Source organism: Catenulispora sp. EB89, from assembly GCF_041261445.1.
Classification (GTDB): domain Bacteria; phylum Actinomycetota; class Actinomycetes; order Streptomycetales; family Catenulisporaceae; genus Catenulispora.
Genome location: NZ_JBGCCU010000002.1, coordinates 670,890 through 694,968 on the forward strand (window position 1 = coordinate 670,890; position 24,079 = coordinate 694,968).

Here is a 24,079-nt window from a genome sequence, read left to right on the forward strand (position 1 = left end):
TCGGGTGCGTCGGGCGGACTCGGTCATCGGCGGTTTATCGCCAGCAGCAAGGTGATCATGGCCCGCCCGAGGTAGACCGCGGCCTTGATCGGGGACTTGCTGGGCGTCCCGGCGGCGCGCGGCCGCATCGCCACCGGCACCTGGCCGACCGGGTGGCCCAGGCGGATGACCCGGACCAGGGTCTCGACGGTGTCGCCGAGGTACTCCACCGGGTACCACTGCGCGAACATCTTGATGATCTCGCGGTCGCAGGCGCGGAAGCCGGAGGTGGTGTCGTCCAGCCGGGTCTTCGCCATCCGGGACAGGACCCCGGACAGCAGGTTCATGGCCCAGCGCCGCGGTCCGCGCACCTGGTAGTCGCCCTCGCCGGCGAAGCGCGCGCCGAGCACCAGCTGGGCCTCGCCGAGGCCGTCGATGAGCTTGGGGACGTAGCGAGGGTCGTGCTGGCCGTCGGCGTCGAGCTGGATCGCCACGTCGTAGTCGTTCTCGTCGGCGTAGCGGTAGCCCAGGCGCATGGCGCCGCCGACGCCGAGGTTGTAGGGCAGCGAGACCACGCGGGCGCCGGCGTTCAGGGCCATGCGCTCGGTCTCGTCGGTGGAGCCGTCGTTGACCACCAGCACGTCGTAGGCCGGGAGTTCGTCGCGGACCTCGGCGATGACGTCGGCTATCGACGCGGCCTCGTTCCACGCCGGGATGATGATGAGGACGCGTTGGTCAGCGTTCACCGAGGACCGCCTTCCCGTCCCGTTGGGTGACGATCCCGACGGTGTGCCCGTTGGCACCGTTCGCGCCGGTCGCGCCGCCGGCCCGGGCCGCCCGGGCCTGTTCGAGCTCGGCCTCCAGATCGGCCTGCTTGTCCTTCATGTCGCGCAGGTCGGCCCGGATCAGCGCGACCTCCTCGGCCAGCGACCGGGTCTCGTCCTCCAGCCGGGAAGCCTCCCAGCTCAGGTGGATGCACACGATCAGCAGGAAGACCACGGCCAGGAACAGCACGAGGCTGGCGCCGCTGGCCACGCCCAGCCAGCTGGAGACGTTGTCCAGGGAGGAGGGGATGAAGCCCAGGGGCAGCGTGACGAGTCCGACGACCAGCCACAGCACCGCGTACTTCTCACGCAGCTGGCGGCGCCGGAGCAGCTCGAAGATCAGTGCCAGCAGCAGGAGCGCCACGACACCGGTCATTATGGCCAGCTTCATGCGGATCCACTCCCGGAGTGATGGCGCTTTCCGGAGTGATGGCGCGCAGAGCCGCGCCCCGGCGCGTCGGTAGTCGGCTGATCCCGATGGGTGAACCCGGGCAGTCTACCTGGTTCCATTCCGGGATCGCCGCGCCGCCGGCCACCCTGCCAGGGCATAGCGCTCATCCGCGCACTCCTTCGGCGACCGGCTCGGCCTGGCCGGCGTCCGGCGCGGGGGCCGGCCGCAGCGCCTCGACTGATGCCTCGACAGGCGCCTCGACCGGGGCCGGCACGGCCGCCGCCGGCTCGGCGTCGGGCCCGGTCACCGTGGGCAGCGAGCGGGTCACGAACATCACATCGGCGGCCGCGATCACGGTCACCGCGAGCGGGCCCAGGATCCCGGCCCATCCGGCGGCGGCCAGCGGCGAGAGCGGGAGCACGAAGACCAGCGCCATCGTGGCCAGACCGGCCAGCCAGGCGGCGAACACCACGCGGTGCCGGTTCAGCGCGACCTGCGCGGACTGCAGGACGAACGCGGTCATCAGGAACGCCGTGCTCAGCGCCAGGGCGGACAGGAAAAGGTGGGACAGCGGGTCGGTGGCCGCGAAATAGTGCCGGAGCAGCCACGGCCCGGCGGCGGCCACCACGACCACGCCGGCCGCGCCGGTGCCGAGGCAAGCCGCGACCAGGAAGCCGGTCTTGCGCCGCACCTCGCGGAAGTCGCCGCGCACGGCGGCGGCCGCGAGCATCGGCAGCAGCGGCGCCTGGAGCGGGAAGAGGCACAGCAGCGCCAGCCGGGACATGCCCATCGCCGAGTCGAGGGACTTGGCGTGGCCCGCGTCCAGTCGGGAGCTGATGATCAGCGGGACCGCGTTGATCAGGAGCTGGCTCAGCAGGGTGGCCAGCGTGAGCAGGATCAGCTTCTCGCGGGCGCTGCCGCCGGGCTCTTCGGCGTCGTCCGGAACGGAGGGCACCGCGGCCGACTCGGCGTCGCCGGCAGCCGCAGCCCCGACGGCGCCGGCCGCACGGACAGAACGAACGGAACCGACGGAACCGACGGCCCGCCAGGACCGGCGCAGCGCCGGCGAGGCCAGCCCGCTCACGGCGGCGACCAGCGGCGCGAGCGCGAAGACGAACGCGTACCCGAGCAGGTGCCCGCGCCCGGACGAGGTCAGGATCACGCTCGGCACAATCGTGGCGACGCCCTGCACGATCAGCGTCAGGCTGTAGTAGCGGAAGTCCTGGCAGCCCGCGAGCACCCCGCGCACCAGGAACGAGGCCCAGGTCGCGGCCAGTCCGGCGGCCAGCGCCAGCTCCAGCGTCCAGCTGTGGCCGAGCCAGCGCGAGAGCAGCAGCGGCGAGGCCGCGAGCAGCACCACGCCGGTCACCGCGACCAGGCCGGCGGCCTGCCGCAGCTGGCCGCGCACGGCGGCTCCGACCGGCCGGTTCGCCGCGTGCGTGCGCGCGACGGTCCGGGTCATCTCCTGTTCCAGGCCCGCGAGGACACCGGTGCCGATCGTGCCGACCAGGAAATAGAAGGAAAGAAGAGTCGTCGCCGAATGGGCGTCCAGCGAGCGGTTCGCTATCGCGATCCACAGGGAACCCCCCACCGTGGCCGCACCGAGCCCGATCGCCAACAGCGGGCCGGGCGTGGTCAGGCGGCTCAGCACGGAGCGAGCGACGCGGGGAAGGGGCACGAGATTCGATGGTAGTCGATGCCAATCGGCACGATATATGTTTGTAGGCGCCGCCACTGGTTCGTGGGGCGCCTACGCCGGATCGGCGAAAAGTCCTGGACCGTGGGTGAACAGAAGTCCCGGACCGCCGCGAAGTCCTAGACCGTCGCGTGTTTTCCCGATCCGGTTCCCGTCACCTTGCGCACTGTGCCCCGCAGCGTGAACGCGTGGACCACCTCGACCAGCCCGATGGCGATCAGCCAGATCCCGGTGAACACCGCCAGGGTGAAGATGGAGCCGATGGGCCAGGAGATGATGATGATCCCGCCGAGCATGGTCATGAAGCCGGCGAACAGGCCCCAGCCCCGGCCCAGCACTCCGGCCGGAGCCGAGGCGCTGGTCGCGATGGTGGCGATGCCCCACATCAGGAAGCCGATGCCGATCCACAGGCTGAGCAGCAGCACCGAGTTGTGCAGCGAGTTCCGGAAGCAGAACAGGCCCAGCAGGATCGACACCGCCCCGACGATCACGTTCAGCACCCGCATGCCGGCGCTGATGTGGTCGCCGAACGCCGCGATGATCTCCATGACCCCGCTGATCAGCAGGTAGATCCCGAACAGCACGCCGAGGACCAGCAGCGTGCGGCCGGGCCAGACCACCGCGCACACACCGATCGCGATCGCCGCCAGGCCCAGCACCATCAGCGCCTGCCACGCGGCCTGCCCGAGCATCCGGAGCGGGTTCTCGGCGTCGAAGCGCTCGGCGCGCTCGGCGCGGCCGGCGCCGTCGAACCCGCGGTCGCCGAACCCCTCGCCGCGGCCGGGGCCGCGGTCGCGCAGTTCCTCGGCCCTGCCGGGTCCGCGCTCGTCACCGTCATACATGTCGGTCATGGGGTCGTTATGTCCGACTATCCGACCGATGATGCCTGTTGCCCGGTTCCGGGTCGGCCGAATGGTCCAGCCGGACCCGGGCCGACGCGGGCTGGAGCCGGGCCGAATCCGAGCCGGTGCGGCCCGGCACCTGCCGGGCCGCGGAATCCCAGGACCTGCTCAGACCGCCCGCGACGGCGCCGCGACGCCGCTGGACGCCAGCATCTCGCGCCAGTCCCCCAGCGGCGGGAGCCCGGCCTCGGCCCAGCGCGCGTGCCCGAGCACGCTGTACTTCGGGCGCTCGGCGGGCCGGACGAACTTGTCCGAGGTGGTCGGCCGCACCCGCTCCGGGTCCAGCCCCGCCTCCTCGAAGGCCGCGCGGGCCAGGCCGAACCAGCTCGTCTGACCGGAGGCCGTGCCGTGGTAGATCCCGGCCGGGGCCTGGTCCGCCTGCCCCAGCGCGATCAGCTGCCCGGCCAGGGCGCCGGTCCAGGTCGGCTGGCCGACCTGGTCGTCGACCACGTCCAGGGTCTCGCGCTCGCCGGCCAGCCGGAGCATGGTGCGCACGAAGTTGGCGCCGTGCGCGCCGTAGAGCCAGGCCGTGCGGACGACGTAGCCGGTCTCCGGCAGCACCGCGAGCACGGCCTGCTCGCCGACCAGCTTCGAGCGGCCGTAGGCGTTGATCGGGTCGGTCGCGGCGTACTCGTCGTAGGGCTCCTCGCCCTTGCCGTCGAAGACGTAGTCGGTCGACACCGTGACGAACCGGGCTCCGGTGGCCGCGCAGGCCGTGGCCAGGGTGCTGACCGCGCCGCCGTTGACCGCGGTGGCCTGGGCCTCGTGGGTCTCGGCGCCGTCGACGTTCGTCCAGGCCGCGGTGTTCACCACCACGTCGTGGCCGGCCACCGCGGCGGCGACCGCCGCGGCGTCGGTGACGTCGAGCTCGGCCCGGGTCAGCGCGGTGACGGTGGCGGCCGGGTCGGCCCTGAGCAGGGCCGCCAGGTCCGTACCGAGCATCCCGGCGGCGCCGGTCACCAGCCACCGCCGCGGCGCCTGGCGCCCGGGCACGATCACCACCGGGCGGCTCATTTCGCCGCGCCCCCGGAGGTCTCCAGACCGGCCTTCGCCTTCAGCGGCTCCCACCACGCGCGGTTGTTCTTGTACCAGTCGATGGTCTGCGCGATGCCGTCGTCGAACCGCACCTGCGGCTCGTAGCCGAGCTCCTGCCGGATCTTCTCGATCGACAGCGAGTAGCGGCGGTCGTGGCCCTTGCGGTCCTCGACGGTGCGGACCGAGGACCAGTCGGTGCCGGTGGCGTCCAGCATCAGCTGCACGAGGTCCTTGTTGGTCAGCTCGGTGCCGCCGCCGATGTTGTAGACCTCGCCCGCCCGGCCCTGGCGCAGCGCCAGGTCGATGCCGCGGCAGTGGTCGGAGACGTGCAGCCAGTCGCGGATGTTGGCGCCGTCGCCGTAGAGCGCGACGCTGCCGCCGTCGATCAGGTTGGTCACCGACAGCGGGATCATCTTCTCCGGGAACTGGTAGTGCCCGTAGTTGTTGGAGCAGCGCGTGACCACCACGTCCATCTTGTGCGTGCGGTGGTAGGCCAGCACCAGCAGGTCCGAGCCGGCCTTGGAGGCCGAGTACGCCGAGTTCGGCGCCAGCGGCCACTCCTCGGTCCAGGAGCCCTCGTCGATGGAGCCGTAGACCTCGTCGGTGGAGACGTGCACGAAGCGGCCGACGCCGTGCTTGCGCGCGGCGTCCAGCAGCACCTGCGTGCCGACCACGTTCGTGGTCACGAACGGCCCGGCGCCCAGGATCGAGCGGTCCACGTGCGACTCGGCGGCGAAGTGCACCACGGCGTCGTGTCCGGCCATCACCTCGTCGACGACGTCGGCGTCACGGATGTCGCCGTGCCGGAAGCTGAAGCCCGGATTGTCGCGCACCGGCTCGAGATTCGCCTCGACCCCCGAATAGGTCAGTGCGTCCAGCACCGTGACCGAATCCGGCGAACCGGGACGGGATAGGAGCTGACGGACATACTCTGAGCCGATGAACCCGGCACCGCCGGTCACAAGAATCCTCACCTGCGCGATGCTACCGGGCCGCTGGGAATACTTCCCCCCGGTGGCGGATCTGAAGTGATGCTTCCGTGTACCCGGTTAGACTGCCCGGCATGCGAGGCATCATCCTAGCCGGCGGGACCGGTTCACGACTGTGGCCGATCACCAAGGGCGTCTCCAAGCAGCTCATGCCCGTCTTCGACAAGCCCATGGTGTACTACCCGTTGTCCACGCTGGTGATGGGCGGTATCTACGAGATCCTCGTCATCACCACGCCCGAGGACCAGGCGCAGTTCCAGCGGCTGCTCGGCGACGGCTCCCAGTGGGGCCTGGACCTCAAGTACATCGCGCAGGAACGGCCGGACGGCCTGGCGCAGGCCTTCATCCTCGGCGAGGACTTCATCGGCGAGGAGTCCGTCGCCCTGGTGCTCGGCGACAACATCTTCCACGGCGCGGGCCTGGGCCGGCAGCTGCGCACCCTCACCCAGCCGGCCGGCGGCGTGGTCTTCGCCTACCAGGTGGCCAACCCGCAGGAGTACGGCGTGGTCGAGTTCGACGACGCCGGCCGCGCGGTCTCCATCGAGGAGAAGCCGGAGAAGCCCAAGTCCCGCTTCGCCATTCCCGGTCTGTACTTCTACGACAACCAGGTCGTGGAGATCGCCAAGAACCTCAAGCCCAGCGCCCGCGGCGAGCTGGAGATCACCGGCGTCAACGTCGAGTACCTGAACCGCGACCAGCTGCAGGTGCAGGTCCTGGAGCGGGGCACCGCGTGGCTCGACACCGGCACCTTCGACTCCCTGGTGCAGGCCGCCGAATACGTCCGCGTCATAGAACAGCGCCAGGGCTACAAGGTCGGCTGCATAGAGGAAGTGGCGTGGCGCTCCGGCTTCATCAGCGACGCGCAACTGGCCGCCCTGGCCGAACCGCTGCGCAAGAGCGGCTACGGCGAATACCTGGTGCACCTGCTCGACCCCGCGCTCTAGAACCGACCAGTCCCCCACCGAAAACGAAGGACCGTCCCCGCATGGACATCGCGCCCCTGTCGATCGAAGGCGCCTGGGAGATCACCCCCCGCCTGCACGGCGACCCCCGAGGCCTGTTCACCGAGTGGTACCGCTTCGACCACCTCGCCGAAGCCGTGGGCCACCCCCTGGACCTGAGGCAGGGCAACCTCTCCGTCTCCGCGGCGGGCGTGGTCCGCGGCATCCACTTCGCGGACGTGCCCCCCGGGCAGGCGAAGTACATCATGTGCACCCGCGGCGCGGTCCTGGACGTGATCGTCGACATCCGCGTCGGCTCCCCGACCTTCGGCCAGTGGCAGGGCGTCCGCCTCGGCGAGGACAACCGCAAGGCGGTGTACGTCTCCGAAGGCCTCGGCCACGGCTTCTGCGCCCTCACCGACGACGCGACGCTGACCTACCTCTGCTCGGCCACCTACAACCCGGGCCACGAGCACGGCATCCACCCGCTGGACGCCGAACTCGGCATCGACTGGCCGGCCGAGGTGCCGCAGCTGTCGGAGCGGGACCTGAAGTCGCCGTCGCTGGCGGAGGCGAAGGACAGCGGCCTGCTGCCGGACTACGCGGCTTGTGTGGGGTACACGAAGAGCCTGGGGTAGCGGCACCGGCTCCCCACCGGAGCCGGCAGAACGCCAACCGGGACAACAGAAAACACTTCGGCCCGGGACGTGGTTTTCGCCGCGGTCCCGGGCCGTTTCGTTGCGACTACAGCTGATTACAGTTGACTACAGCTGACTGCCTAGCGCACCGCGGCGAAGATCACGCCGCCGATGACAATGAGCAGGAACACCCCGCCGAGGATCAGCCACAGCGACTTGTTCGACATGGGCTCCTGGCCCGGCCGGTAGCCGCCGTAGATGTTGCGGTACGGACCCGACTCCGCCTTGCCCTGGCCCACCAGGTAGGCGTGCGCCGTCATGCGGGCACCGAACTTCTTGCCGATCTTCTCGGCCGCCGCGACGTCGCCGTCGTCGTGCGTGTAGTTCGCGCGGTTCAGGATGATGGCGAGCAGGGCGTCCACCTCGTCGGCCTGGGCGTCACCGCGCGCGGCCCACTCGTCGAGCTTGGCGATCGGGTAGCCCCAGTCCTCGAGCCGGTCGCGCTTGGTCCCGCCGAGGTTCGCCAGCCGCTGCCTGACCTCGGCGGTGGCGGCCGTCGGCCGGGTCGGGTTCAACTCCCTGCTCATGCACTCATTCCTAACGAGACGGTCGATATCAGCCGGAAGACACCCAGGAGAAGTTACCCCCGGGCACGCCGTTGGCACCCAGCGGGGTGTTGGACTTCAGCCAGGCCAGCCCGTCGTCGTTGCCCAGGTTGGTGATCGGGCTCTTGTCGTTCCACCCGGGCTGGGTGGTCAGATTGGTCATGTTTGCCCAGCCCATGGCCAATGGCACAGTACCCCACGCGATGTAGCGGGCCTTGGCGCCGGTGGACATCATCGTGGTCGGGTACTTCGCGACGCCGTCCTTGACCGCGCCCCAGGCTCCCAGGTCCTTGATGTTGGCGGCGCCGTCCTTCATGCCCTGCACGTACAGCTTCGGGTTCACCGCGGCCTTGGCCATCTCGGTGTAGCGGCCCAGCCCGCTCTCCGGCAGCTCCGCCATCAGCCCCTTGGCGGCCTTCGCCATCTTCGTGGCCTTCATCCCGGTGATGCCGACGGCCTCGCCCGCCTTGGCGGCGCGCAGGGCCTTGGTCATGCCGCTGGCCCCCTTGAGACCGTTGTAGATCTCGAAGAACTTCGAGCCCTTCGCGACGTCCCCGAGCAGCCGCCCCGCACCGCCGGACAGCACGCCCAGCACGTCGATCCCGACGTCCAGCCACGTGCCCCGGCCGTCCAGCGCATTGATCACATCACAGCCCAGCGCCACCACCGAGGCGATCATCGCCGCCGCGCCCAGCAGTTCGCCGACGACCGGCACCCAGCTCAGCGCCAGGGCCAGCACGCCCAGGATGCCGGCGATCGCGCCGGCCCAGTGGCCGACGATCTGCGCGAAGTCCTCGATGCCGTGCAGGGCGTCGCTGGCGATGTCGCCGACCTTGTCCCAGAACCCGTCCTTGAGGCCGTCGTGGTTGTAGGCGTTCACGATGGCGTCGGCGAACTTGTTCGCCTGGCTGTCGCGGAAGTCGCGGGCCGCCTGCAGGTCCTTCTCGGCCTGTGCCAGGTCGCCGTCGAAGCCGGCCTTCTGGCCGTTCAGCTTCGTCAGCACCGGGTCCGGGCCGGTCGGCGGCGGGGTCCCGGGCGGCGGCGGGGGCTGCTTGGCCTGCGCCTGGTTGTGCGCGTCGATCTGGCCCTGCGCGCTGCGGCTGTTGGCCTGGGCCTCGCGGCCCTTGTTGATCGCCGCCTTGGCCATGTCCTGCGCGTGCGCCAGCGAGCCGGCCCAGTTGCCCAGCGAGCCCTGGTCCGTGCCCAGCGCGCCGGCCGCCGCGTCGTAGCGGCTGAAGGCCTTGTCCAGCTTGTCCGCGGTGTCGCCGACCATGCTCTGGAACTCGCGGCCGGAGTCGGAGTCCCAGCCCTGGCCGTTCACCAGGTTGCGCAGGTTCGCGGCCTGCTGCCGGATCGCGTCGGCGGTGTCGCGGTAGTTCTTGCCCAGCGCCGTGACCTGGCCGGGATCACCGGGGATGTTGTCGCCGGAGTTGTAGACCTCGTGGTCCCAGTCGATCGCCACGCGCTCAGCCCTTCTTCGGTGGGTCGGTCAGCGCCTTGGCCAGGTCCGAGTCCAGCCCGTCCCAGCTCTTCGCGCCCTCCGACGCGGCACTCTGCAGGTGCTGCAGGTTGGACAGCAGGCTCTTCTTGTGCACGTCCCAGTTGGTCGCGAACTGGTCCAGCGTGTCGGCCATGCGGCCCGAACCCATGTCGCCCGCAAAGTGGTGGACGATGTTTCCCGAGTTCTGGAACTGATCGACCAGCCGGCCCAGCGCGTCGCCGATGTTCGCGAGCTCCCCGGTGTTGATCTTGATGTGGTCGGCCATCAGACCTCCCCCTTCCCGTTGCCTGTGCGGCTTTGTGTGCGGCGCTCCCCGTGCGGGTTCGCGTGCGGCTCCGACGAGAATCCGCCTCAGCGAGCCGGGAGCACCTGCAGCGTCTGCGCCAGAGCGTCGGACAGCTCCAGCAGTTCCTCGCCGAGCAGGACGGCCGACCAGGTCACCGAGAGCACGACCGCGAAGTCCGTCCGCGGCGGCCGCACGGCGTAGACCACGCTGTGCAGCAGCTTGCCGTCCCCGAACTCGTCGACGTCCCCGATCACCTGCCGGATCACCCGGACCGCGGGCCCGGCCGGCAGCACGCCGCGCCAGACGGCCACCGGCGCCGTCAGCTCCAGTCCGGGATCGCTGTAGATCCGCTCCAGCCACTCCAGGGTGACCTCGGGGATCTCCTCGTCCGGATTGACGTCCACAAGCTCGATCCGCGCCATCTCCACCGGCAGGACGTCGTCCGGCAGCAGATAGGCCATGGCCACGTCGCGCGAGGCGGAATCCGCCGCGGCGGCCAGGATCTCCGCCGCGAACCGCGCGACGTCCTCTTCCTCGGCGTCAAAGCCCTGACGCGCGCGCGAGGTGCTCTCCGCCCACCCCGTCAGGTCGCCGTCCTCGTTGACCGGCAGCCGGATCGCGATCTCCGGACGGTCCATCGTGATCGTGAAGTCACCGCGTGCCGCCACGTCTCAGCCCTTCCACACGAACGACAGCGCCATCGACTCGAAGAGCTCGACCATCGCCTCGGCCAGCGGCTCCACCGGGGTGCTGAACGACAGCAACAGCTGCGAGCTGGTGCGCGGCACGTCGAAGAGCACGTCGAAGTGCGTGTTCGGGAACGTGCTGCCGTCACCGGGCCGCGGCGGGGTCTTGTACGTCCGCACCAGCGCCTTGCCCGCCGGCAGCTCGGTGACCCGGGCGTCGCGCCCCTCGGCCGCCAGCCCCAGCGCCATCTGCTCCAGCGTCGCGCGCGGCTGACCGGCCGGCCGCGGGATCAGCGTCACCAGCAGGCTGGCGGAGACCGGCACGCCGGCGACGTCCATCAAGCCCAGATACAGCTCGATCCCGCCCTTCTCCCAGGCCTCCTGGCAGCGGCCCTCCAGATCGCCCCGCATCTCCGCCTTCAGGTGCGGCGCGTTGTCGATCCCGCGGAACTGCTTGTCGACCATGACCTGGATCCGGCGCGGCCACACCTCGGGGTCCAGCGCGATACGGGTCCAGCCCTGCGAGGGGATCATCATGCGGTAGTCGCGGGGCGGCGCCTGGCCCGGGGCCTGCGCCCCGGTGTCCCCGGTGTCCCCGGCGGCGGTGTCGGGACCCGCGCTCGGGGGTTCGGTCGGTGATGTCACGGATACGGCTTCCTGATCTCAGGCGGCAAAGGGGCCCCTCCCACACCAGGGAGAGGCCCCTTCGGGGTTCGCGGCCCGCGGTGCGGGCCCGGCGGTGGTCCCTTACTTGCCCTTGATGGCGTTGGCCAGCGAGGTGTCCATGTGCTGCATCTGGTCGGCAGCCTGGTTCAGGTACTGGCACATGCCGTTCATGCCGCCGATCATCTGCGTGGCGCCCTTGGTGAAGTTGCCGTAGGCCTCGTCGAAGGCCTTGGAGGCCTGGTCGGTGACGAAGCCGCCGTTCACCAGGTTCGTGATCATGGCCTGCGCCTGCTTCAGCACGTCCTCGATCTGGTTCTCGAAGTTGGTCAGCTGCCCGGCGGCCTGCTGCATCTCGCCGTAAGTAACATTGATGTTCGCCATGTCGGCACTCCCCTAAGTCTTGCGCGCCCGGCGTCGAACGCGGCGCTCAGCCGGTCAGCTTCTGCTTCCCCAGCCCCGTGCGGAACACCCCGAAGACTGCCACCGCCACGCCGCGATTGGCAACCGGCCGTAAGGCCCTCACCAGCGGTTTCCTCGTGATTCTGCCCGGTTATGCCGGGATTGCGACTCCGCTTGTAACCGGTTCCGGGGACCCGTCCCCACCCCCGTTGAGCTGCGCAGACAGCCTTTCCCGGTCCAGGGCGTCCTCCCAGCCCGCGATGACGATGGTGCCGACGGCCGTTCCGCACAGGTTTGTCAGGGCTCTGCACTCGCTCATGAACTTGTCGATCCCGAAGATCAGCATGATGCCGGCCACCGGGATGGTCCCGACCGTGGACAGCGTCGCGGCGAGCACGATGAACCCGCTGCCGGTGACGCCGGCCGCGCCCTTGGAGGTCAGCAGCAGGACGCCGAGGATCGTCACCTGCTGCGCCAGCGACAGGTGCACGTCCAGCGCCTGCGCGATGTAGAGCGCGCCGAGCGTCAGGTAGATGCAGGTGCCGTCCAGGTTGAACGAGTACCCGGCGGGCACGGTCAGCCCGACCACGTCCCGCCGCACCCCGGCCTGCTCCATCTTGTCGATGATCCGCGGCAGCACCGTCTCGCTGGAGGACGTGCCGAGCACCACCAGCAGCTCCGGCGCGATGTACCGGACCAGCTTGAAGATGTTGACCTGCTGGGTCGCCGCGACCGCGCCGAGCACCACGAAGACGAACAGCGCCGACGTGCCGTAGAAGACCGCGATCAGCTTGCCCAGGCTGGTCAGCGTGTGCAGGCCGTACTTGCCGACGGTGAACGACATCGCGCCGAACGCGCCGACCGGGGCGGCGTACATGACGATCCCCAGCACCTTGAACAGGACCTTGCCGATCACCTCGATGCCGCGCGCCACCGGCTCGGCCGGCTCGCCGACCAGCTTGATGGCCACCGCCACCAGCACCGCGATCACCAGCACCTGCAGCACGCTGCCGGTGCTGAACGCGCCGACGATGCTGTTCGGCACCATGTCGGTCAGGTAGTGCCAGGCGGTCTGGGTCTGGCCGGTCTTGATGTAGTCCGCGGCCGCCCCGGTGGCCTTGGGCACTTTGGCGTGCACCCCGGCGCCGGGCCGCAGCACGTCCATCACCAGCAGCCCGATCGCCAGCGCGACCGTGGACAGCACCTCGAAGTAGATCAGGGACCTGATGCCGACCCGCCCCACCTCGCGCAGCTTGCCCACGCCGGCGATCCCGGTCACCACGGTCACGAACACCACCGGGGTGATGACCATCCGGATCAGGTTCACGAAGCTGTCGCCGAGCGGCTGCAGCTGGGTGGCCACGCCGGGCGCGGCGGCTCCGAGGGCGATGCCGGCGGCTATGCCGACCAGGACCCAGACGTAGAGCTGGCGGTACCAGCGGCGACGCGCCGGCGCCGGCAAGGTCGTCGAGGTCGTCGGCGGCGAAGACGTTTCGGACATTGGTCGCTCCCCAGGGACGGCCGGGTTAACGGCCCTTACGGCTGACGGACGCCGTTCACTGTGGGGCAGGTCACAGATCACTTTCGTGGTTACGCGCATTACGCGCACAGCTCCCACCCGTTACCGGGACATCACGTGATCTCGGCGTTCGCCTTTGCCGAAACCGGTTCGTCGGGGACACTGCGGGGCATGCGTCGTCTCCGGAGCCGGTTCAGCATCGCCACCCAGGTACTGCTCATGCAGTGCGTGCTGGTGCTGCTGCTGACGGCGGCCGGCTCCACCGCCGCCGTCCTGCAGGCCCACGCCACCGAGCACGACGGCGCCCGGCGCCAGGTGCTGTCCACCGCCGAGGCCCTGGCCGGCGCGCCGTCCACGGTCGCGGCGCTGCACACGGCGGACCCGACCGTCCCGCTCCAGCCCGAGACCACCGCGCTGGAGCAGCAGGCCGGCGTCGACTTCGTGGTGGTGATGACCACCGCGGGCGTCCGCTTCACGCATCCGAACCCGGCCCTGATCGGCAAGACCTTCGTCGGGCACATCGCGCCGGCCGTCGCCGGCACGTCGTTCACCGAGGACTACCGGGGCTCGCTGGGCCCGTCGGTGCGCTCGGTCGTGCCGATCCGCGATCCCCAGCACGGCGGCGCGATCATCGGCCTGGTCTCGGTCGGCATCACCCAGCACCGGCTCAGCTCCCTGTTCGGGCAGCAGCTGCCGATGGTGATGGGGATTTCGGCCGCGGCACTGGCCCTGGCCGTCCTCGGCGCGTACGCGGTCGGCCGCCGGGTGCGGCGGCAGACCCGCGGCCTGGGCCCGGTCGCGCTGGCCGAGCTGTACGAGCACCACGACGCGGTGATGCACGCGATGCGCGAAGGCCTGCTGCTGTTGGACCCCGCGGGCCGGCTCATCCTCGCCAACGACGAGGCGGTGCGGCTGCTGGACCTGCCCGACGCGCGGCAGGGGCGCACGCCGGCCGAACTCGGCGTGGACGGCTCGCTCGGCGCGGTGCTGGCCGGCGGCGCGGACGTCGCCGACGGGATCCACCTCACCGACAACCGGGTGGTCACGGTCAACCAGTCGACGGCCCGGCGGGCCGGACGCGACCTGGGCACCGTGGTGACCCTGCGGGACCGCACCGAACTGCAGGCGCTGACCGACGAGCTGGCCTCGGTGCGCGGCTTCGCCGAAGCGCTGCGCGCCTCCAACCACGAGGCGGCGAACCGGCTGCACACCGTGGTGACGCTGATCGAGCTGGACCGGCCGGGCGAGGCGGTGCGCTTCGCGACCGGCGAGCTGGCGGCCCAGCAGGAGCTCGTCGACCGGCTGCTGGCCGCGGTCGAGGAGCCGGTGCTGGCCGCGCTGGTGCTGGGCAAGGTCGCACAGGCCCGGGAGCGCGGGATCGAGCTGGGCGTCGGGGACGTGACGGCGGTGCGGGACCTGCCGCTGCCCGTGACCGACGCGGTGACGCTGGTCGGCAACCTGATCGACAACGCGCTGGAGGCGGTCGCCGGGTACGAGGCCGGGTACGAGGCCCGCTCCGGGGGCGCGGCGGCCAAGCAGGTCTGGATCGAGCTGTCCGACGACGCCTCGGGCCTGCGCGTCCAGGTCGCCGACAACGGCCCGGGCATCGCGCCGGAACTGCGCGAGGACGTGTTCGTCCGCGGATTCACCACCAAGGCCGAGGCCGGGCGCGGCCTGGGGCTGGCCCTGGTGGCCCAGATCGTGAAGCGGCACGGCGGGACGGCCTCGGTGTCCGAGGCGGAAGGCGGCGGCGCGGTGGTCGAGGTCCGGATCCCCCGGAGGGCCGAGCGGTGATACGCACTCTGGTGGTGGAGGACGATCCGGTCCTGGCCGCGGCGCACCGGGTCTACGTGGAGCGGGTCCCCGGTTTCGAGGTCGCGGACGTGGCCCGGACCGGCGCCGACGCGCTGCGCGTGCTGGCCGCGCGGGACGTGGACCTGGTGCTGCTGGACGTGTACCTCCCGGACATGACCGGCATCGACCTGTGCCGGACGCTGCGGGCCCGGGGCGACGCGACCGACGTGATCGCCGTGACCTCGGCCCGGGATCTGGCGACGGTGCGGGCCGCGGTGTCGCTGGGGATCGTGCAGTACCTGATCAAGCCGTTCCAGTTCTCGACGTTCCGCGCCCGGCTGGAGGCGTACGCCGAGTTCCGGCGGGCCACCGAGTCCGCGGACGCCAACTCCGGCTCGCTGCAACAGGACGAGCTGGACCGGATGCTGGACGGGCTGCGGTCGCCGCGTCCGGCGCAGCTGCCGAAGGGGCTGTCGGACAGCACCCTGGCGGCGCTCGTCGGGATCCTGAAGGCGGCCTCGCCGCTGACCGCCGCCGAACTCGCCGAGCGGGCCGGGGTGAGCGCGCCGACCACTCGCCGGTATCTCGAATACCTGACAGCTCGCAGGCTGGTCTCGGGACAGCCGCGCTACGGCGGGCCCGGGCGTCCGGAAACCGTCTACCAGTGGTCCGGCTGAGGACGTCGCCAGAGGGTGTGAACGTTCCCTCAGGGCATTCGTCAGCATCTATTCAAGGGCCGCCGCACCCCCGTTGACAAGCCCGTCTATCCGACGTTGAGCAAATGGTGAGCCCGGCGGCGGACAGTGGGGCGTATGCGAGTTCTCATCACCGGACTGGGTCGGCGGCGCAGCCGGACCCTCAGCGGCGGGTTGGCCGCGCTGGGGTTCGACGTGCTGGACGCCGCCGACGTCACGGGGGCCGGGCCGCTGCGGCGGCTGCCGGACGTGGTGCTGCTGGAATGCGGCATCGTCGATCGCGAAGTGCTGGCGTTCTGCCGCCGGCTTCGGACCGAGCTGCAGGCCCCGATCATCGCCGTCACCCACCGCGTCGACATGGGCGCCTGGCTGCGCGGCCACGACAACGGCATCGACGACTACGTGGTCCAGCCTTTCGGACTGCAGGAACTGGCCGCGCGTCTGCGGTTGGCCGTGGCCCCACCACGACCACCCCTGACCCCCGGGCCGCCGCGCCGCATCGTCGCCGGACCCCTGGTGGTCGCGGAGGACTCGCGGACGGTCACGGTCAACGGCCAGCGCGTCGCCCTGCGTCCCAAGGAGTACCAGCTGCTGGTGGTCCTGGCCCGGCAGGCCGGCACGGTGCTGGCCCGCGACCAGCTGATAGCCCGGCTGTGGCCGGCCGGCTGGGACGGCGCCGAGCGGTCGCTGGAGGTGCACATCGCCTCGCTGCGCTCGAAACTCGCGCTGCCCGGCATGATCGCCACGGTGCGCGGCGTCGGGTACCGGCTGGTGACGCCGGAGTCGTTCCTGCGCCTGAGTTCGGAGGCGGTGCGGCAGCTGCGGGAGGAAGCTGCGGGCCGCGAGCGGACAGTGGTGGCGGCATAAGGGCATTTCAGACGCACTATTGCGATTGGGCAACGACTGCGACGTCGACGATCGACAACACGACGGCCGCCGCGACTCGGGACACCCCGACGTCACGGCGGCCGTCGCCACTTCCGGTGACGATTCGGTCACGAGAACCGCCGGACGACCGCATCCGAACCGGGAGAAATCACAAAACGCCCCTCCCCGGGCGCCCTGAAAGGCGGTTACGATAGCCGCTCGCAGGGGGATGGCGAACCGTCCAATGCCGCATCGCTCCGGGGGTTTCCTCAGTCTCGGTGCCCTGCGATGCGGCCTGACGCGTAGACGGGGAAGACAGCTGTGAGCAAGGACCGAACGATTCCGGGCGCCCCGGCGACGGGTGCCGCATTCGGCGGCGGCCGTGCGGTCGCGGCGAACCGGCTGCCCACCGCTCCGCGCGAGCGCAAGCCGGCCCTGGCGGCGCTGGCCGTGCTGCTCATCCTGGCCGGGGCGCTGGCGACGATGATCCTGGTGACGAAGTCCGGGGACCGGGAGTCGGTCGTGCGGGTCGCGGGCACGACGATCGCCGCGGGCTCGAAGCTGGACGCCGGCCAGTTCGTCGAGGCCAGCGTCGCCAAGGACAGCGACATCCACTACGTGCTGTGGAGCCAGCTGAGCCAGCTTCAGGGGCGGGTCACGTACAACACCCTGGTCAAGGGCTCGCTGCTGACCGGCGAGATGCTCAACGACCAGTCCGGGGCGTCGGCCGGCGCCGTCCCCGGCACCACCCTGATGGGCGTCCAGGTCAAACAGGGCCACTACCCGACCGGCGAGATGTACATCGGCGACAAGTTCACGCTCTACACCGAGACCGTGACCGCCGGCCAGAACGGTCAGAACGCCACCGCGAACTGGGTCGCGCTGGGCACGGTGACGCTGGTGAACCGGGACGACGCGGAGACCATGACCGCGACCATCGCGGTGCCCACCGACAAGGTGCTGACGGTCGCGAACGCCGCGGACCTGATGCTCACCAAGACCTTCGGGTGAGGCAGCCCACCCCATGTCCCTGATAGTCCTGGCCTCCGACAAGGGCTCCCCCGGCGTCACCACGACCGCGGTGGCCCTGGCCGGCGTGTGGCCGCGCCGCGCGGTGCTGGCCGAGTGCGACCCGGCCGGCGGCGACCTGGTGTACCGCACCCCGGCCGAGAGCGGATCCCCGCTGAACCCCAACATCGGCATGCTCTCGCTGGCCACCACGGCGCGCCACGGCCTGTCCCCGCACCAGCTCGAACAGCACATCCAGCGCATGCACGGCGGCCTGGAACTGGTGGTGGGCCTGGCCACCGGCGACCAGTCGGCGGGCCTGGCGGGCCTGTGGCCGGCCCTCGGCCGCGCCTTCGACGCCCTGCCGGAGGCCGACGTGATCGCCGACTGCGGCCGCGTCGACGCCACCGGCCCGGCCCTGGACCTGATGGCCACCGCGGCGCTCGTGGTCCTGGTCGCCCGCACCTCGGCGGAGCAGATCGCTCACGTCCGCGACCGAGCACTGTCGCTGCTGCAACGCGTCGGCGGCGGCACCGCCACGGCCGGCGGGGGCCTGGGCGTCCCGATCGGCGTGGTGCTGATCGTCGACCCGAAGCAGCGCGCCCGCGTCACGGCCCAGGTGGACGAACTCCTGCGCAACAGCGGCCTGCCGGTGAAGGTGATCGGCACCATCGCCGACGACCCGGACGGCGCGGACCTGATCAACGGCCGCGGCCGGGGCCGCCTGGACCGCACGCTGCTGATCCGCTCGACGCGGGAAGTCGCGCTGGATCTGTACCGGCGGTTCGCGCCGCCTTCGCAGGGGGCTGCGATACCGCAGGGCGGAGCGCCGATGCAGGGTGCCGGACCGATGCAGGGTGCCGCGCCGATGCAGGGTGGGGCGCCGATGCAAGGTGCCGGACCAATGCAAGGTGCCGCGCCGATGCAGGGTGCCGGACCGATGATGCCGCCCGGGCAGCCGATCCCGGCACCGCAGCAGCAGTATTCGGCGCCGCCGATGCAGCAGCCAATCGCGCCGCCGATGCCGCCGCAGCCACAGCACGCGCCGGCCAACGGATACCCGCCGCCTGCACCTCCCGCGCCGACACCGAAGCCACCGATGTTCCGCCGCGACCCCCAACCGCAGCCCGCGGTCTGGCCCGGCGAGCAACCGCCGAAGCCCCCGACCTCAGCCCACGAAGGCTTCACCTCCGTGACCCTCGGCGGCGGCCCCGATCCGCGCCCCGGCAACCTGCCGTACCAGGACCCGCAGGAACCCGACATCCAGCCCGGCCGCCACGGCCACCGCGCCGCCCCGCCGCACGAAGAGGGGGGTCAGCGCTGATGGCCTCCCCCATCGACCACGGCCTCGTCAAACGCCTCCGCCAGGACGTCGGCGACCGCCTCGCCGAGCAGCGCCGCGCCGACCAGGCCTCGCGCCTGCCTCCGATGACCGGTGAGGACGAGCGCCAGTACGCGCGGGCGCTCGTGGCGCAGGCGTTGGAGGATCACGCCCGTACCGAGATCACCTACGGCCGGACTCCTCCCAACGCCATGGAGGAGGAGGCCCTCGCCGCCGCGGTGCACGCCGCGCTCTACGGCGTCGGCCGTTTGCAGCCTCTGCTCGATGATCCCGACATCGAGAACATCGACATCAACGGCTGCGACCGGGTCTTCATCGGGTTCGCCGACGGGCGCGAGGCCGAGGGCGAGCCGGTCGCCGACACCGATGAGGAGCTGATCGAGCTCATTCAGGTGCTCGGCGCCTACTCCGGCCTGTCGTCTCGGCCCTTCGACACCGCGAATCCGCAGCTGGACCTGCGGTTGCCGGACGGCTCGCGGCTCTCGGCGGTCATGGACGTCACGCGCCGGCCGGCGCTGTCCATCCGGCGTGCGCGGCTGGGCAAGGTGTTCCTGCGCGATCTGGAGAACAACGGGACGGTGCTGCCGGAGCTCGGCGGCTTTCTGCGGGCGGCGGTCGCGGCGCGCAAGAACATCATGATCGCCGGGTCCACCAATGCCGGGAAGACCACGCTGCTGCGGGCGCTGGCGAACGAGATCCCCGGGCACGAGCGCCTGATCACCGTGGAGCGGGCTTTGGAGCTCGGGCTCGACCAGTTCCCGGAGCTGCATCCGAACGTCGTCGCGTTCGAGGAGCGGCTGCCGAACTCCGAGGGCCACGGCGCCGTCTCGATGGCCGAGCTGGTGCGCCGCAGCCTGCGGATGAACCCCTCGCGCGTCATCGTCGGCGAGGTGCTGGGCGACGAGATCGTCACCATGCTCAACGCGATGTCGCAGGGCAACGACGGGTCGCTGAGCACCATCCACGCGAACTCCTCGCTGGAGGTCTTCAACCGCATCTCGACCTACGCCCTGCAGTCGCGCGAGCGGCTGCCGGTCGAGGCCAGCCAGATGCTGATCGCCGGCGCCATCAACTTCGTGGTCTTCATCACCCGGCGCAACGCCTACCACCACGGCGGCACGCTGCAGCGCATGGTGACCTCGGTCCGCGAGGTGAACGGCATCGACGGCCGGGTGCTCTCCTCGGAGATCTTCGCCGAGGGCCCGGACGGCCGCGCCGTCGCACACGCCCCGATCGCCTGCATGGAAGACCTCGCGCAGGTCGGCTACACCGGCCCCCTGCCGACCCCCCACGCCCCCGGATGGAGGTGAGGCCCGTGGACTCCGCGGTGTTCAACCCCACCACGTTCGCCGCGCTCGGCATCGGCGCGGCGATCGGCGGCGGCATCGCCCTGCTGATCGCGGCGATCCGCGGCTTCCCCGCGAAGCCGCCGCAGGAGCGGCAGCGGTCGGCCGCCGACGTCATCAAGTTCCTCTCGACGCGCGGCGCGGTCGCCGTGGTGGTCGGGGCCGTGGTGCTGGCCGCGACGCGCTGGCCGACGGCCGCGATCGCCTCCGGCGTCCTGGTCTTCTTCTGGAACCAGATGTTCGGCGGGCTGGCCGCCGAGCGCGCCGCGCTGGCCCGGGTCGAGGCGCTGGCCGCCTGGACCGAGAGCCTGCGCGACACCATCGCCGGCGCGGTCGGCCTGGAGCAGGCGATCCCGGCCACGGCCCGCGCCGCGTCCCCGGCGATCCGCGAGAACCTGCACACGCTGGTCGACCGGCTGCGCGCCCGCATGCCGATGCCGCAGGCGCTGGAGTACTTCGCCGACGACATGAACGACGCCTCCGCCGACCTGGTCATCGCCGCGCTGATCCTGAACTCCCGGCTGCGCGGACCGGGCCTGCGCGAAGTGCTCGGCGCGCTCGCGCAGTCCTCCCGCGAGGAGGTCGACATGCGCCAGCGCGTCATGGCCCAGCGCAGCTCGACCCGGCGCAGCGTGCAGATCGTGGTGGGGGTGTCGGTCGCGGTGGTGCTGGGCCTGGCGGTCTTCAACAAGTCCTTCGTGCAGCCCTACAGCACGGCCACCGGCCAGCTGGTGCTGCTGGGGGTGATCGCGCTGTTCGCCGCCGGGTTCTTCTGGCTGCGCAAGCTGTCCTCGATCGAGACCCCGGCGCGCTTCCTGCAGCGCGCGCACGCCCCGCAGGTGCCCGAGCAGCGAGGCGGTGAGCAGCGGTGACGTACCAGGTACTGGCCGGGGCGCTGGTCGGGCTGGGCCTGTTCCTGCTGATCAGGGCCCTGATGCCGAGCAGGCCGGACCCGATGGCCTCGATCGCGCGCATCGACGCGCTGCGCCAGCAGTCCTCCTCCGCCTACACCGCCCAGCAGGAGCAGGCGCCGCCCAAGCGCCTGGCCCGGTTGCGCGACGAACTCGGCACGTCGGTCAACGAGTTCTACATCCGCCAGGGCTGGCAGATCCGCTCGCTGCGCGCGGACCTGGCGATCCTGGACCGCTCGGTGGAGCAGTTCCTGGCGACCAAGCTGCTGCTGGCGGCGTTCGGCGTCATCTTCGGCCCGTTCGTCTTCGCCGCGTTCTACATCATCGGCCTGCACCTGACGCCGACCATCCCGGTGTGGCTGGCGCTGCTGTTCGGCGCGGTCTTCTTCCTGCTGCCGGACCTGGAGGTCAAGGGCCAGGCCGCCGAGAAGCGCCGCGACTTCCGCCGCGTGCTCGGCGCCTACCTGGACCTGGTGGCGATGAACCTGGCCGGCGGCCGCGGCCTGCCCGAGGCGCTGATGGCGGCGGCCGAGGTCTCCGACGGCTGGGCGCTGCGCCGGATCCGCGACGCGCTCACCGACGCCCGGGTCACCGGCATCTCGCAGTGGAACGCGCTGTCCCAGCTCGGCGACGCCCTGGACATCGACGAGCTCAAGGACCTGGGGGCCGCGCTGGCCCTGGTCGCCGAGGACGGCGCCAAGGTCCGCGAGTCGCTGTCCGCGCGCGCCGAGACGATGCGGCACCGCGAGCTGTCCGAGATCGAGGGCGCGGCCGGCGCGAAGTCCCAGTCCATGCTCGTGGCGCAGATGCTGCTGTGCGCGGGCTTCATGGTTTTCCTCCTGTACCCGGCGATGGCCCGGGTCATGGGCTCTATCTAGGAGAAATACGAAGATGAACGCTCAGGTCATCAGAACCGAGTACGCGGAGCTGTTCCCGGTCCGGCCGTGGCAGCAGGTGGTCGCGACGTCGCAGGGCTCTGCCACGGGGTCCGACGACGCCGCCGTAGTGGTGGCGGAAGCCGCCGCCGCGCCCCGCAAGGCCTCCGACCGCGGCGCGTCCGCCGTCGAGTGGGTCGTCATCACCGGCATCGTGGTGGCGATCGTGGCCGGCGTGGGCTACGGCATCAGCAAGGCGATATCCGGCAAGGCCAACGACGCCTGCAACCAGATCAACAACGCCGGCACCAACGTCAGCGTCACCGGCGGCGGGAACGGCGGCGGCAACGGCGGGACCGCGGGCACCACCACCGGGACCACCGGCGGCAACGGCTGCGCCAAGTAACGAGCGTCCATGACACACGGGGTGCGGGACGAGACGGGGTCGCGCGGCGGACGTTCGCTGCGCGACGACCGCGGCATGACCGCGGTCGAGTTCGTCGTCCTCACTCCGCTGCTGTTCCTGCTGCTGATGCTGACGGTGCAGTTCGCGCTGTTCCTGTTCGCCAAGCAGGCCGCCACCGCCGCGGTGCAGGACGGGGCCCGGACGGCGCGCGAGGAGGCGGCCGCCCAGGGCTGTGACTCCACGACCGGCACCTGGCAGCAGGACGCGGCGAACGCCGCGGTCTCCCGGGCGCAGAACCTCGGCGGGCAGTTGGTCCTCAAGCCGGTGGTGAAGTCCAGCTTCACGCTGGACCCGGGCCTGAACGCCGACTGCAAGATCTCGCTGGTCACCGTGACCCTGCACTCGGACGTGCCCTCGGTGTTCCCCGGCTTCGGCCTGACCATCGACGTGCACGCCGGCGGCCCGCTGGAGCAGCCGGTGAGGCACCCGTGAGCCGCCGCGCGCACCACGCCCGCCGCCCCGGCCGCGCCCACGCCCCGGCCTGCGCCCGCGCCCGCGACGCCGGGGTGTCCTCGGTCGAGGTCGTGCTGATGGCGCCGCTGATCGTGATGCTGATCCTGTTGATCGTCTCGCTCGGCGTGCTGGTCAACGTGCGCAGCGAGGTCGAGGGCGCGGCCCGCGACGCCGCCCGCGCCGGCTCGCTGCAGGGCACCGGCCAGGACGCGATGACCCAGGCGCAGGCCGCGGCCGACGCGGACCTCGGCAACCGGTGTCAGGGCTCTGCCACGGTCACCAGCGCCTACGTCCCGCCGGTGGCCGACGGCGGCGGCTACTACAAGGTGACGGTCGCGTGCACCGTGGACATGTCCGGGTTCGGAGTGTTCGGCGCGCACCAGACGTTCAGCCAGACCTTCGCCGCGCCGATCGACCCGCTGCAGAACTTCCATCCCGGGCCCGTGCCGACCTCCACCGCGCCGGGGCCGCAGCCCACGACGACGACGCCGAGCCCGACCAGCACCCAGTTCTCGGCGCCGACCTGGCTCACCCCGTCCCTGCCGACCGGCGGCATCACCATCACCACCACGATCGGCGGGCCGCCGACCCCGACCCCGCCGGCACCGACGCCGACCGGCACGACGCAAGGGCCGACCCCGCCGACGCCGACCGGTACGGGCACCGGCACGGGCACGGGCACGGACAATCCGACCAAGCCCTCGACCACGGCCCCGACCACCTCGCCCCCGACCAAACCCGCGGGGCACTGATGGGGAGCCGTCTGGACACGCTTCGCGAGAACCTGCGCGACGACCGCGGGTCGCTGGCCATGGCCGTGGTCATCTGGGCACCGGTCGTGGTGCTGCTGATGGCGTTCCTGGTGGACGTCGGCCTGCTGATCTCCGACCGCACCCAGGCCTCTGACTACGCCGACCAGGCGGCGCGGCGGGTCGCGCAGGACATCGACCAGGGCTGGCTCAAGACGTACAACACGCGCGGGCCGAACGGCGAGTACCCCGGCATCAAGGTCAACGTCGACCCGAAGACCGGGGACTGCGTCCCGGACGCGCAGCAGTACCTGCTTGACAACCAGATACCGAACACCACGATCACGTCGTGCCAAGTCACCGGGAATCCGACGCCACAGAACCTGTACGTCAACCCCCGGATAACGGTCACACTACAAATGCAGTACAAGCCGCTGTTCGTCGGTTTCGCCCTCAAAGGTGACAGTACTGTCACCGGGACGGGATCTGCGACACCGGTCATCCCGAAGTAGCAGA

General features: G+C 71.1%; 27 protein-coding genes. 14 read left to right on the forward strand and 13 right to left on the reverse strand.

The genetic code is table 11. The features are described 5' to 3' along the window. Positions 1 to 23 precede the first annotated feature (23 nt). The 6 genes from ABH920_RS06495 to rfbB all read right to left on the reverse strand — a co-directional run bounded on the left by ABH920_RS06495 (position 24) and on the right by rfbB (position 5,801). Positions 24 to 725, reverse strand: coding sequence for a glycosyltransferase family 2 protein (locus tag ABH920_RS06495; protein ID WP_370347810.1), 702 nt, complete (start codon positions 723 to 725; stop codon positions 24 to 26). Then, positions 715 to 1,194 (reverse strand): DUF2304 domain-containing protein, encoded by a 480-nt coding sequence (locus ABH920_RS06500; RefSeq protein WP_370347812.1) that lies wholly within the window; start codon positions 1,192 to 1,194, stop codon positions 715 to 717. Before ABH920_RS06500 ends, ABH920_RS06495 begins: the two co-directional genes overlap by 11 nt. Before the next feature lie 163 nt (positions 1,195 to 1,357). Next, the gene (locus tag ABH920_RS06505) at positions 1,358 to 2,872 is read right to left on the reverse strand and encodes a hypothetical protein (RefSeq protein ID WP_370347814.1); all 1,515 of its coding nucleotides are present in this window, start codon (positions 2,870 to 2,872) and stop codon (positions 1,358 to 1,360) included. Positions 2,873 to 3,009: 137 nt separating this feature from the next. Then, the gene (locus ABH920_RS06510) at positions 3,010 to 3,741 is read right to left on the reverse strand and encodes an HdeD family acid-resistance protein (protein ID WP_370347816.1); all 732 of its coding nucleotides are present in this window, start codon (positions 3,739 to 3,741) and stop codon (positions 3,010 to 3,012) included. 159 nt (positions 3,742 to 3,900) lie between these two features. Beyond that, a complete protein-coding gene (gene rfbD, locus ABH920_RS06515) occupies positions 3,901 to 4,806 on the reverse strand; it encodes a dTDP-4-dehydrorhamnose reductase (RefSeq protein WP_370347818.1) in 906 nt (301 codons plus the stop codon). Continuing rightward, positions 4,803 to 5,801, reverse strand: a complete 999-nt coding sequence (gene rfbB, locus ABH920_RS06520; RefSeq protein WP_370347820.1) for a dTDP-glucose 4,6-dehydratase — start codon at positions 5,799 to 5,801, stop codon at positions 4,803 to 4,805. Before rfbB ends, rfbD begins: the two co-directional genes overlap by 4 nt. Before the next feature lie 89 nt (positions 5,802 to 5,890). Here rfbB and rfbA point away from each other — a divergent pair, with 89 nt between their 5' ends. Together rfbA and rfbC are read left to right on the forward strand one after the other, a co-directional pair. Continuing rightward, complete coding sequence (rfbA, locus tag ABH920_RS06525) at positions 5,891 to 6,760, forward strand: glucose-1-phosphate thymidylyltransferase RfbA (RefSeq protein WP_370347822.1); 870 nt, start codon at positions 5,891 to 5,893, stop codon at positions 6,758 to 6,760. A gap of 41 nt (positions 6,761 to 6,801) precedes the next feature. Next, positions 6,802 to 7,395: a dTDP-4-dehydrorhamnose 3,5-epimerase gene (rfbC, locus tag ABH920_RS06530; protein ID WP_370347824.1), complete on the forward strand. Its 594-nt coding sequence runs from the start codon at positions 6,802 to 6,804 to the stop codon at positions 7,393 to 7,395. Between the two features lie 140 nt (positions 7,396 to 7,535). Here rfbC and ABH920_RS06535 read toward each other — a convergent pair whose 3' ends face one another. The 7 genes from ABH920_RS06535 to dctA all read right to left on the reverse strand — a co-directional run bounded on the left by ABH920_RS06535 (position 7,536) and on the right by dctA (position 13,039). Continuing rightward, positions 7,536 to 7,982, reverse strand: a complete 447-nt coding sequence (locus tag ABH920_RS06535) for a hypothetical protein (protein ID WP_370347826.1) — start codon at positions 7,980 to 7,982, stop codon at positions 7,536 to 7,538. A gap of 28 nt (positions 7,983 to 8,010) precedes the next feature. Then, a complete protein-coding gene (locus ABH920_RS06540; protein WP_370347828.1) occupies positions 8,011 to 9,462 on the reverse strand; it encodes a putative T7SS-secreted protein in 1,452 nt (483 codons plus the stop codon). A 4-nt stretch (positions 9,463 to 9,466) separates the two neighbouring features. Continuing rightward, the gene (locus tag ABH920_RS06545) at positions 9,467 to 9,766 is read right to left on the reverse strand and encodes a hypothetical protein (RefSeq protein WP_370347830.1); all 300 of its coding nucleotides are present in this window, start codon (positions 9,764 to 9,766) and stop codon (positions 9,467 to 9,469) included. Positions 9,767 to 9,852: 86 nt separating this feature from the next. Next, a complete protein-coding gene (locus ABH920_RS06550) occupies positions 9,853 to 10,455 on the reverse strand; it encodes a hypothetical protein (RefSeq protein WP_370347832.1) in 603 nt (200 codons plus the stop codon). A 3-nt stretch (positions 10,456 to 10,458) separates the two neighbouring features. After that, the gene (locus tag ABH920_RS06555) at positions 10,459 to 11,118 is read right to left on the reverse strand and encodes a hypothetical protein (protein ID WP_370347834.1); all 660 of its coding nucleotides are present in this window, start codon (positions 11,116 to 11,118) and stop codon (positions 10,459 to 10,461) included. Between the two features lie 102 nt (positions 11,119 to 11,220). Further along, complete coding sequence (locus ABH920_RS06560) at positions 11,221 to 11,520, reverse strand: WXG100 family type VII secretion target (protein WP_370347836.1); 300 nt, start codon at positions 11,518 to 11,520, stop codon at positions 11,221 to 11,223. A gap of 169 nt (positions 11,521 to 11,689) precedes the next feature. Then, positions 11,690 to 13,039 (reverse strand): C4-dicarboxylate transporter DctA, encoded by a 1,350-nt coding sequence (gene dctA / locus ABH920_RS06565; RefSeq protein ID WP_370347838.1) that lies wholly within the window; start codon positions 13,037 to 13,039, stop codon positions 11,690 to 11,692. 189 nt (positions 13,040 to 13,228) lie between these two features. Here dctA and ABH920_RS06570 point away from each other — a divergent pair, with 189 nt between their 5' ends. From ABH920_RS06570 to ABH920_RS06625, 12 genes are all read left to right on the forward strand, one after another. Next, complete coding sequence (locus ABH920_RS06570; RefSeq protein ID WP_370347840.1) at positions 13,229 to 14,851, forward strand: ATP-binding protein; 1,623 nt, start codon at positions 13,229 to 13,231, stop codon at positions 14,849 to 14,851. Next, the gene (locus ABH920_RS06575; RefSeq protein ID WP_370347842.1) at positions 14,848 to 15,528 is read left to right on the forward strand and encodes a response regulator; all 681 of its coding nucleotides are present in this window, start codon (positions 14,848 to 14,850) and stop codon (positions 15,526 to 15,528) included. Before ABH920_RS06570 ends, ABH920_RS06575 begins: the two co-directional genes overlap by 4 nt. Before the next feature lie 135 nt (positions 15,529 to 15,663). Beyond that, positions 15,664 to 16,413, forward strand: a complete 750-nt coding sequence (locus ABH920_RS06580; RefSeq protein ID WP_194912026.1) for a response regulator transcription factor — start codon at positions 15,664 to 15,666, stop codon at positions 16,411 to 16,413. 321 nt (positions 16,414 to 16,734) lie between these two features. Further along, entirely contained in the window at positions 16,735 to 17,424 is a 690-nt protein-coding gene (locus ABH920_RS06585; protein WP_370347845.1) for a hypothetical protein, read from the forward strand. Between the two features lie 13 nt (positions 17,425 to 17,437). After that, a complete protein-coding gene (locus ABH920_RS06590) occupies positions 17,438 to 18,745 on the forward strand; it encodes a hypothetical protein (RefSeq protein ID WP_370347847.1) in 1,308 nt (435 codons plus the stop codon). Then, positions 18,745 to 20,073: a CpaF family protein gene (locus ABH920_RS06595; RefSeq protein ID WP_370347850.1), complete on the forward strand. Its 1,329-nt coding sequence runs from the start codon at positions 18,745 to 18,747 to the stop codon at positions 20,071 to 20,073. Before ABH920_RS06590 ends, ABH920_RS06595 begins: the two co-directional genes overlap by 1 nt. A 5-nt stretch (positions 20,074 to 20,078) precedes the next feature. Beyond that, positions 20,079 to 20,981 (forward strand): type II secretion system F family protein, encoded by a 903-nt coding sequence (locus ABH920_RS06600; protein WP_370347852.1) that lies wholly within the window; start codon positions 20,079 to 20,081, stop codon positions 20,979 to 20,981. Beyond that, positions 20,978 to 21,898 carry a type II secretion system F family protein gene (locus tag ABH920_RS06605; RefSeq protein ID WP_370347854.1) on the forward strand — a complete coding sequence of 307 codons (921 nt, stop codon included), beginning with the start codon at positions 20,978 to 20,980 and terminating at the stop codon, positions 21,896 to 21,898. Before ABH920_RS06600 ends, ABH920_RS06605 begins: the two co-directional genes overlap by 4 nt. A 13-nt stretch (positions 21,899 to 21,911) precedes the next feature. Beyond that, complete coding sequence (locus ABH920_RS06610; protein WP_370347856.1) at positions 21,912 to 22,301, forward strand: Flp family type IVb pilin; 390 nt, start codon at positions 21,912 to 21,914, stop codon at positions 22,299 to 22,301. 9 nt (positions 22,302 to 22,310) lie between these two features. Further along, positions 22,311 to 22,793 carry a TadE/TadG family type IV pilus assembly protein gene (locus ABH920_RS06615; RefSeq protein WP_370347858.1) on the forward strand — a complete coding sequence of 161 codons (483 nt, stop codon included), beginning with the start codon at positions 22,311 to 22,313 and terminating at the stop codon, positions 22,791 to 22,793. Continuing rightward, positions 22,790 to 23,566, forward strand: coding sequence for a TadE family protein (locus ABH920_RS06620; RefSeq protein ID WP_370347860.1), 777 nt, complete (start codon positions 22,790 to 22,792; stop codon positions 23,564 to 23,566). Before ABH920_RS06615 ends, ABH920_RS06620 begins: the two co-directional genes overlap by 4 nt. Beyond that, entirely contained in the window at positions 23,566 to 24,075 is a 510-nt protein-coding gene (locus tag ABH920_RS06625) for a TadE/TadG family type IV pilus assembly protein (RefSeq protein ID WP_370347862.1), read from the forward strand. Before ABH920_RS06620 ends, ABH920_RS06625 begins: the two co-directional genes overlap by 1 nt. The last annotated feature ends 4 nt before the right edge of the window (positions 24,076 to 24,079 follow it).